At 69.1% G+C, this 9,931-nt stretch carries 3 protein-coding genes, 1 tRNA gene and 1 rRNA gene; 1 reads left to right on the forward strand and 4 read right to left on the reverse strand.

From position 1 onward, the window contains the following. Positions 1 to 168: 168 nt before the first annotated feature. A complete protein-coding gene (locus ACZ63F_RS41625; protein ID WP_469719132.1) occupies positions 169 to 5,625 on the reverse strand; it encodes a HAMP domain-containing protein in 5,457 nt (1,818 codons plus the stop codon). Between the two features lie 398 nt (positions 5,626 to 6,023). On the opposite strand from ACZ63F_RS41625, the gene ACZ63F_RS41630 reads away from it, so the two are divergent. Further along, positions 6,024 to 8,777 carry a SpoIIE family protein phosphatase gene (locus ACZ63F_RS41630; RefSeq protein ID WP_469719134.1) on the forward strand — a complete coding sequence of 918 codons (2,754 nt, stop codon included), beginning with the start codon at positions 6,024 to 6,026 and terminating at the stop codon, positions 8,775 to 8,777. Between the two features lie 75 nt (positions 8,778 to 8,852). Here the strand turns inward: ACZ63F_RS41630 and ACZ63F_RS41635 are convergent. The 3 genes from ACZ63F_RS41635 to rrf all read right to left on the reverse strand — a co-directional run bounded on the left by ACZ63F_RS41635 (position 8,853) and on the right by rrf (position 9,897). After that, a tRNA-Thr gene (locus ACZ63F_RS41635) sits at positions 8,853 to 8,928 on the reverse strand. 76 nt (positions 8,929 to 9,004) lie between these two features. Further along, complete coding sequence (locus ACZ63F_RS41640) at positions 9,005 to 9,667, reverse strand: DegT/DnrJ/EryC1/StrS family aminotransferase (protein WP_469719140.1); 663 nt, start codon at positions 9,665 to 9,667, stop codon at positions 9,005 to 9,007. Between the two features lie 113 nt (positions 9,668 to 9,780). Next, a 5S ribosomal RNA gene (rrf, locus tag ACZ63F_RS41645) occupies positions 9,781 to 9,897 on the reverse strand. Between the last annotated feature and the right edge of the window lie 34 nt (positions 9,898 to 9,931).

Consider the following 9,931-nt stretch of genomic DNA (forward strand, 5'->3'; position numbering starts at 1 on the left):
CCACACCCTGTCACCGCGATGTCACTGTGCACGTAGCAGAAACGCAGCCGGAGACCAGAAGGTTCCCCCAATACCGCACTTCTACACGGGTTCCGCCACCGTGAGTCAGCAACTCCCCGTGCACACGGAACGTTCCCACAACGTTCACATCACACCCGTTCGATCCGGTCACTCCCCGCGCATCCACTGCTCCATCACCGCGAGCAGGTGATCGGGGTCGACCGGCTTGGTGACGTAGTCGGAGGCGCCCGACTCGATGGCCTTCTCCCGGTCGCCCTTCATCGCCTTCGCGGTGAGCGCGATGATCGGCAGCCCGGCGAACTGCGGCATCCGACGGATCGCGTTGGTCGTCGCATAGCCGTCCATCTCGGGCATCATGATGTCCATCAGGACGACCGCGACATCGTCGTGCTGTTCCAGGACCTCGATGCCCTCCCGGCCGTTCTCGGCGTACAGCACCGACAGACCGTGCTGCTCCAGGACGCTGGTGAGCGCGAAGACGTTGCGGATGTCGTCGTCGACGATCAGCACCTTCTCCCCACCGAACCGCATGCCCCGGCGCGGCTGCGGGGACCTCGCCTCCTGCTCGGCGAGCACCGGCCACGCCTCGGCCACCGGAGCCCCCCGGCGGCGGCGCCTGAAGAGCGCCGCGGCGCCGTTCTGGGTCTCCTGGTACGACTTCACCTCGGCCGGCGTCTCGATCTCCACCCCGGACAATTCCAGCGCACGGCTCTGCGAGGCGACCAGGTCCCCGGCCTCCAGCTGGGGCACGGACTGCTGGTAGCCCTGCGGCGGCAGCTCGCTGGGGTGCAGCGGCAGGTACAGCGTGAACGTGGAGCCGCGGCCCGGCTCGCTCTGCGCGTAAATCTCACCGCCCAGCAACTGCGCGATCTCCCGCGAGATCGACAGCCCGAGGCCCGTACCGCCGTACTTGCGGCTGGTCGTGCCGTCGGCCTGCTTGAACGCCTCGAAGATCACCCGCATCTTGCTGGCCGCAATGCCGATGCCCGTGTCGGTCACCGAGAACGCGATCAGCGGCGCGTCCGGATCGCTGAGCGACCCCGCCTCCAGGAGCTGTTCCCTGATCCCCACCGGGACGTCGCCGCTCGCCGGCCTGATCACCAGCTCCACCGAGCCGGAGTCGGTGAACTTCACCGCGTTGGACAGCAGGTTACGCAGCACCTGCAGGAGCCGCTGCTCGTCGGTGTGCAGGGTGGCGGGCAGCTCAGGCGAGACCCGCACCGACAGGTCCAGGCCCTTCTCCGCGGTCAGCGGCCGGAAGGTGGCCTCCACGTAGTCCACGAGCTGGACGAGCGCGATACGCGTCGGGGAGACGTCCATCTTGCCCGCCTCGACCTTCGACAGGTCCAGGATGTCGTTGATCAGCTGGAGCAGGTCGGATCCGGCGCCGTGGATGGTCTCGGCGAACTCCACCTGCTTCGGCGACAGATTGCCCTCGGCGTTGTCGGCGAGCAGCTTGGCCAGGATCAGCAGCGAGTTGAGCGGAGTGCGCAGCTCGTGCGACATGTTGGCGAGGAACTCGCTCTTGTAGCGCATGGAGACGGCCAGTTGCTCGGCGCGCTCCTCCAGGACCTGCCGGGCCTCCTCGATCTCGGTGTTCTTCACCTCGATGTCCCGGTTCTGCTGGGCCAGCAGCTCGGCCTTCTCCTCCAGTTCGGCGTTGGACGCCTGGAGGGCCTTCTGCCGGTTCTCCAGCTCGGCCGACCGCTCCTGGAGCTGCTCGGTCAGCTCCTGCGACTGCTTCAGCAGCACCTCGGTCTTGGTGTTCACGGAGATGGTGTTGACGCTGGTCGCGATCATCTCGGCGATCTGGTTGAGGAAGTCCTTCTGGATCTGCGTGAACGGCGTGAAGGAGGCCAGCTCGATCACACCGAGCACCTTGCCCTCGAACAGCACCGGAAGCACGATCACCTGCGCCGGCGGGGCCTCGCCGAGCCCGGAGGAGATCTTCAGGTACCCGGTGGGCGCCTTCTCCACCAGGATCGTCCGCTTCTCCTGCGCGGCCGTCCCGATCAGCGCCTCACCCGGCCGGAACGACGTCGGCATGGAACCCATCGAGTAGCCGTACGACCCGAGCATGCGCAGTTCGTACGCGTCCTCGTTCTCGGCGCTCATGTCCTTGCCGTCGACCAGCGGCATCGCCAGGAAGAACGCGCCGTGCTGCGCGGTCACCACCGGTGTCAGCTCGCTCATGATCAGGGAGGCCACGTCCACCAGGTCGCGGCGGCCCTGCATCAGCGCGGAGATCCGGGCCAGGTTGCCCTTGAGCCAGTCCTGCTCCTGGTTGGCCACCGTGGTGTCGCGCAGGTTGGCGATCATCTTGTTGATGTAGTCCTGGAGCTCCTGGATCTCGCCGGACGCGTCCACGTCGATCTTCAGGTTCAGATCGCCGCGGGTCACCGCGGTCGCCACGCGCGCGATGGCCCGCACCTGCCGGGTCAGGTTCCCGGCCATCTCGTTCACCGACTCGGTGAGGTCCCGCCAGGTGCCGTCCACGTCACGCACGCGTGCCTGCCCGCCCAGCGCCCCCTCGGTGCCCACCTCACGGGCGACCCGGGTGACCTCCTCGGCGAAACTCGACAGCTGGTCGACCATCGTGTTGATCGTCGTCTTGAGTTCGAGGATCTCGCCGCGCGCGTCGATGTCGATCTTCTTCGTCAGGTCGCCCTTCGCGATGGCCGTGGTGACCATCGCGATGTTGCGGACCTGGCCGGTCAGGTTGGACGCCATCTGGTTCACCGACTCGGTGAGGTCCTTCCACGTCCCCGCCACACCCGGCACGTGCGCCTGGCCGCCGAGGATGCCGTCCGTACCCACCTCACGGGCCACCTTGGTGACCTGGTCGGCGAACGAACTCAGCGTCTTGACCATCTGGTTGATGGTGTCGGCGAGCTGGGCCACCTCGCCGCTCGCCTCGATGGTGACCTGCCGGGTCAGGTCGCCGTTGGCGACCGCGGCGGACACCTGGGAGATGTTCCGCACCTGCATGGTCAGGTTGTTGGCCATCTGGTTCACGTTGTTGCTCAGGTCCTTCCAGATGCCCGTGACACCCGGAACCCGCGCCTGGCCGCCCAGGATGCCCTCGGTGCCCACCTCACGGGCCACCCGGGTCACCTGCTCGGCAAAGCTGGACAACTGGTCGACCATGGTGTTGACCGTCGTGACGAGCTCGAGGATCTCGCCCTTCGCGTCAACAGTGATCTTCTTCGACAGGTCGCCCTTGGCGACCGCCGTCGTGACCTCGGCGATGTTGCGCACCTGGATGGTCAGGTTGTTCGCCATGAAGTTCACGGACTGGGTGAGGTCCTTCCAGGTGCCCGCCACCCCCTGCACCTCGGCCTGGCCGCCGAGGATGCCCTCGGTGCCCACCTCGCGCGCCACGCGGGTGACCTCCTGGGCGAACGACGACAGCTGGTCCACCATCGTGTTCAGGGTGTTCTTCAGCTCCTGGATCTCACCGCGCGCGTCCACGGTGATCTTCTGGGAGAGGTCGCCGCGGGCCACCGCGGTGGCGACCTGGGCGATGTTGCGCACCTGGGCCGTCAGGTTGCCGGCCATGCCGTTCACGGAGTCCGTCAGGTCCCGCCACACACCGGCCACACCCGGCACCTGCGCCTGACCGCCCAGCCGTCCCTCCGTACCCACCTCGCGGGCCACCTTGGTGACCTGGTCGGCGAACGCCGACAGTTGATCAACCATCGTGTTGATCGTGTTCTTCAGCTCGAGGATCTCGCCGCGCGCGTCCACGTCGATCTTCTGGGACAGGTCGCCCCGCGCCACCGCCGTCGTCACCTGGGCGATCTGCCGCACCTGGGAGGTCAGGTTGCCGGCCATGAAGTTGACGGAGTCCGTCAGCTCCTTCCAGGTGCCCGAGACGCCGTCCACGCGCGCCTGACCGCCGAGGCGGCCCTCGGTGCCCACGTCCCTGGCCATCCGCGTCACCTGGTCGGCGAAGCTGGAGAGCTGGTCCACCATCGTGTTCACGGTGTTCTTCAGCTTCAGCATCTCGCCGGAGACGTCCACCGTGACCTTCTGCGACAGGTCACCGTTGGCCACCGCCGTCGTCACCTGGGCGATGTTGCGCACCTGACCGGTGAGGTTGCGGAACGCGGTGTTGACGGAGTCGGTGAGGTCCTTCCAGGTACCGGCGGCCCCGGGCACCTGCGCCTGGCCGCCCAGCTCACCCTCGACCCCGATCTCCCGGGCCACCCGGGTGACCTCGGCACCGAACGACGACAGCTGGTCGACCATGCCGTTGACGGTGTTCTTCAGCTCCAGCATCTCGCCGGCCACGTCCACCGTGACCTTCTGCGACAGGTCACCGTTGGCCACGGCCGTCGTCACGGCGGCGATGTCGCGCACCTGGGTCGTCAGGTTCCGGAACACCGTGTTGACGGAATCCGTCAGGTCCTTCCACGTGCCCGCCGCGCCCGGCACGTTCGCCTGCCCGCCGAGCCGCCCCTCGCCACCGACCTCGTTGGCCACCCGCGTGACCTCGTCCGCGAAGATCCGCAGCGTCTCGGTCATCTGGTTGATCGTCTCGGCGAGCTGCGCGACCTCACCGCGCGCCGGAACGGTGACCTTGCGTGACAGGTCACCGTTGGCGACCGCGGTGGTCACCTCCGAGATCCCGCGCACCTGCGCCGTCAGGTTGCCGGCCATGGTGTTGACGGAGTCGGTGAGCTCCTTCCACGTGCCCGCCACCCCCGGCACGTGCGCCTGACCGCCCAGGATGCCGTCCGTACCCACCTCACGGGCGACCCTGGTCACCTCGGAGGAGAACGCCGACAGCTGGTCCACCATCGTGTTGACGGTTTCCTTCAGCTCCAGCATCTCGCCGGCGACCTGGACCGTGACCTTCCGCGACAGATCACCCTTGGCGACCGCCGTCGTCACCAGCGCGATGTCCCGCACCTGCGCCGTCAACCGGTACGCCATCGTGTTCACCGAGTCGGTGAGGTCCCGCCACGAACCGGACATACCGCGCACCCGGGCCTGACCGCCCAGCTTGCCCTCGGTGCCCACCTCACTGGCCACCCGGGTGACCTCGTCGGTGAACGTCGACAACTGGTCGACCAGGTTGTTGACGGTCCGCCCGACCTTCAGGAACTCACCGCGCAGTGGATGCCCGGCCCCGTCCGCCGACGGCGACCGCAACTCCATGCGCGGCGACAGGTCACCCTCGGCCACCGCCGTCAGGACCCGGCCCACCTCGGAGACCGGCCGTACCAGGTCCTCGACGAGCGCGTTGGAGTTGTCGATGGCAGCCGCCCAGGAGCCCTCGCAGGCGCCCGTCTCCAGCCGCTCCGTGAGCTTTCCCTCACGTCCGACGACACGCCGCACCCGCGACAGCTCACCCGTGAGGTGGAGATTACGGTCGGCCACCTCGTTGAAGACCGCCGCGATCTCCGACATCACGCCGTCCCCGGACACCGTGAGCCGCTTGCGGAAGTTGCCGTCCCGCATCGCCACGAGCGCCACCAGCAACCGGTTCAGGGAAGCCGTGTCCACCTCGGTGGTGCCGTCACCGCCCCGCTGCCTGCTCAGGGACGGTCCGCCCTTCGCGCGCGCCTTAGTGCCCCGCGCCGCTGCGCCAGACTCCACTGTGTCCCTCCCGCAGGGGTCGACCGTTACCGCTGTACTCGGACACCGCCGTACTCGGCGTACCGCTTACTCCGGCGTACCAGTTACTGCTGCGTATTTCTGCCGGACGAGATCCGGCCACACCAGGGGCTGCTGCCCGCCCTGCACGCAACGCATTCGGGCCGACCGGACCTTCATCACAAGCTTGCCCAGTGTTTCACCCTCGCCGAACCAGGCCATAACAGTTCGGCAGCTTCGCACATCGTCCGCACACCCTGGGGGCGTAAACACTGGCGACCGGCATCCGCTCGGACGGCGAAGGTAAGTAACCTTGCATGCGGCTGTCCAGCCGCACCGGTCCGTCCGGCCTGGGCGGTGGCACGAGAACGAGCGGGCATTCGGAGGGGCGGCCGCAGACCATGACCACCGGAGTGATCCCCGGGGGACACAACCCGGAGCCACGGCCCACGGGCGAGCGCATGCCGCAGCAGCGCCACCAGCCCGGCCAGGCAAGCCCGCATGTCGAGACCCGGACGGGGAGTTCTGTGATCACCGCGCGCGCGGCCGCCACCTTCGAGCCCGTCGGGCGATCGGTCGCGACCGCCCGGGCCTTCGTCCGCGACACGCTCCAGGGCTGGGGCTTCGCGGACGTCGTCGACGACGCCGTGGTCCTCACCAGCGAACTGGTGACCAACGCCGTGGTGCACGCCGGCACCCACGCCGACGTCCTGTGCCTGCGCACGGACGACGGGGTGCGCATCGAGGTCGCCGACCGCTACCCGGAACGCGAGGTCCCGCTCCAGGGCTCCGCCGTCAACATGGGCAGCCCCGACCGCGAAGGGGGCCGCGGACTCCAGCTCTGCGCGGCCCTCGCCGCCCGCTGGGGCGTCGAGTACACGTCCACGCACAAAAATGTCTGGTTCCAGCTGGATCTTCCGGAGCGTCCGGTCGGCACCCGCGCGGCCGGCCCGTCCCTCCCCGCCGACCTGCTGCCCCTGGCCGACGGCAGGGTCCGGGTCGCGGTCGTCCAGATCGACCGCAAGGGCTCCATCTCCGCCTGGAACGAGGACGCCGAGGAAATCTTCGGCCACAGCGCAGCCGAGGTCACCGGCAAGCCGCTCACCGACCTCGCCGCCTGGCCGCACACCCCCGGCACCGGCACCGGCATCGCCGAGGCGCTCCAGCTCTCCCGCTGGGAGGGCAGCTACGGCATCCGCGGCGCCGACGGCCGCGTGACCTCCGTCTACGCCTCGCACCTGCGCGTCCGCGACACGGGCGGCGAGCCCTCCACGGTCTGCCTGCTCGTACGCGACCACGAACGGGCCGTCCTCCAGACCCCGTTGCGCCTGCCCGCCTCGGACGCTGGCGTCACCTCCGACGGCCAGAGCAGCGACCCCTTCGAGGTGTTCATCGGCTCCCCCGCCCCTGACGACCTCGACGGCCTCCTCCAGCGCACGGTCGAACGCGCCCGCGACATGCTCGACGGCGACTCCGCGTTCCTGCTCCTCGCCACCGACGACGAGACCGAGTTGGAGGTCCGCGCCTCCACCGGCCTCCCGTCGGCCCGTCAGCGCTTCGCGCGCGTACCCGTGGAAGCCGGCCCCGGCCGCTACGGCTCGGCCCGCATGCCGGCCGTACACGACGACCTGGCGGCCGTTCCGGGCGCGGTCCCCCTCCTCACCGGCACCGGCATGCGCTCCGTCGTCACCGTCCCGCTGAAGGTCGAGGGCCGCCTCACCGGCTCCCTGGGCGTCGCAACCGAGGCACCGGGCAGATACTCCAACGAGGAGGCGCTGCGCCTCCAGTTCGCCGCCGACCGCATCGCCCTGGCCGTCGAGTCGGCCCGCCTCGGCGAGCTGGAACGGCTGCGCCGCGGCTCGCTCAGCTTCCTCGTCGAGGCCTCCGACCTGCTCGCCGGCACCCTCGACCGCGACCAGACGCTCGCCCTGATGGCCCAGATGACGGTCCCCACCCTCGCCACCTGGTGCGCCGTCTACACCATCGCCGACCAGGCCTCCGACCCGTACCTGTCGTACGTCCTGCACGAGGACGAGGAACTCATCGACGGCATCAAGTCGTTGCTCGCCAAGGTGCCCCCGCCGGACCCGGTACCCACGCCCGGCGCCCGCGTCTGGACCGCGCCGGGCGAGCACGCCCACCAGGCCGCCCTGCGCAGCTCCATGCGCAGCCTCGGCCTGACCGGCGGCCCCACCCGCCAGGTCTCCTCCGGCATCGGCCCGACCCTCGCCACCGCCTCCGCCGTGGGCGGCGAGACCGTCGTCCTGCCCCTGGTCGCCCGCAACCGCGTCATCGGCATGCTCACCCTCGGCAAGCCCACCGACGAACACTTCCGCCAGGAGATCCTGGAACTGGCCGAGGACCTGTCCCGGCGGGCCGCCCTGGCCCTGGACAACGCCCGCCTGTACTCGGAGCGCACGGCCATCAGCCAGGCCCTCCAGCGCAGCCTCCTGCCCCCGGGGACCCCGCACATCGAGGGCATGGAGGTCGAGGTCATCTACCGCGCGGCCGGCGAGGGCAACGAGGTCGGCGGCGACTTCTACGACGTCTTCCCCATCGACGACAACGCGTACGGCTTCGCCATCGGCGACGTCTGCGGTACGGGCCCCAACGCGGCCGCGGTCACCGGCCTCGCCCGGCACGCGCTCCGCCTCCTGGCCCGCGAGGGCCTCAGCGGCCCCGCGGTCCTGGAACGCCTCAACTCGGCCATCCTGGACGAGGGAGCCCGCAGCCGCTTCCTGACCCTCCTGTACGGCGAGATGCGCCCCCAGGAGGACGGCAGCGCGGAGATGAAGGTGGTCTGCGCGGGCCACCCGCTCCCGCTGCGCCTGCGCCAGGACGGCACGGTGGAGGCGGCCGCCGAACCGCAGCCCCTCCTCGGCGTCATCGAGGACCTGGAGCTGTACGAGCAGACGGTCACCCTGGACCCGGGCGACGTCCTCCTCTGCGTCACCGACGGCGTGACGGAACGCCGGGAGGGCACCCGCATGCTCGGCGACGACGGCCTCGCCGACGTCCTGACCACCTGCACGGGCCTGACGGCCGGCGCGGTCGCCGCGCGCATCATGCGCGCGGTGGAGCGTTTCGCTTCGGACGCCCCCTCCGACGACATGGCCATCCTGGCGATGCGGGTCCCCGGTCTCCAGAAGGACTGAGAGCGGGGACCGGCGGGGAACAGCCGCAGGCAAGCACAAAAAAGTCCCGCCCTTTCGGGCGGGACTTTTTCCTGCTGGAGCCCCCAAACGGAATCGAACCGTTGACCTTCTCCTTACCATGGAGACGCTCTGCCGACTGAGCTATAGGGGCCTGTTGCTTTTTCGAGGTTTCCCCCGCGGCAACGGAATAGATCATACCCCGAGCAGGCCCGAGTTCCCAAACTCGTTCAGAAGGCGGGCTGAAGCAGTCCGCCGAGGGCATTGCATGCGGACACGATCCGCTGCATCTCCCGCTTCGTCAACGCGGCGTCCACGGGCAGCGCGAGCGTCTCGTCCGCAGCCACCTCCGTTTCCGGCAGCGATACACAGCGCCGGAACTCCGGCAGCCGGTGCACCGGTGTCTTCACCGGCACCCGGCAGTCAACTCCCTTGCCCCGCAGGGCCCGGGCGAAGGCGTCCCGGTCGGGCCGGCCGTTCCCCGGCACCCGCACGACGTACTGCTGGTAGGTGTGCCCGTCACCGCCGTCCGGCGTTCGCACACCGCGCAGCTTCGCGTCGAGATAGGAGGCCCGCTGCCGGCGCTGCGCGACCTCGTCGTACGGAGCCTCGGACTCACCCTGCTCCAGCACCAGCAGCCCGTGCCGCTGCCCCAGTCGGCGCAACCGCTGGATGTCGGCCCACCGTCCGAACCGGTGCACCACAACCACCGCTGCGGAACGGGTGGTTACGGCCGCCTCCACCGCCGTCACGTCGAGGCAGTAGGTCAGCGGATCTATGTCGGCGAACACCGGAAGCGCACCGGCCAGTGTCACGGCCTCGGCGACCTCGACGTTCCCGAAGGCCGGCACGATGACCTCGTCGCCGACTCCGACACCGGCGGCCCTGAGCATTGCAGCAGTACCCATGCTGCGATGCTCGGGGCGGAACGTGAACGACACGTTACGCAAACCAAAAAAGGGTTGGACCCGGAACCGAAGTTCCAGATCCAACCCTTTGAAGAATTGTTCGGCGGTGTCCTACTCTCCCACAGGGTCCCCCCTGCAGTACCATCGGCGCTGCAAGGCTTAGCTTCCGGGTTCGGAATGTAACCGGGCGTTTCCCTCACGCTATGACCACCGAAACACTATGAAGTTAGACCGGAAAAAACACGGTCG

This window comes from Streptomyces sp. NPDC104761, assembly GCF_055583445.1.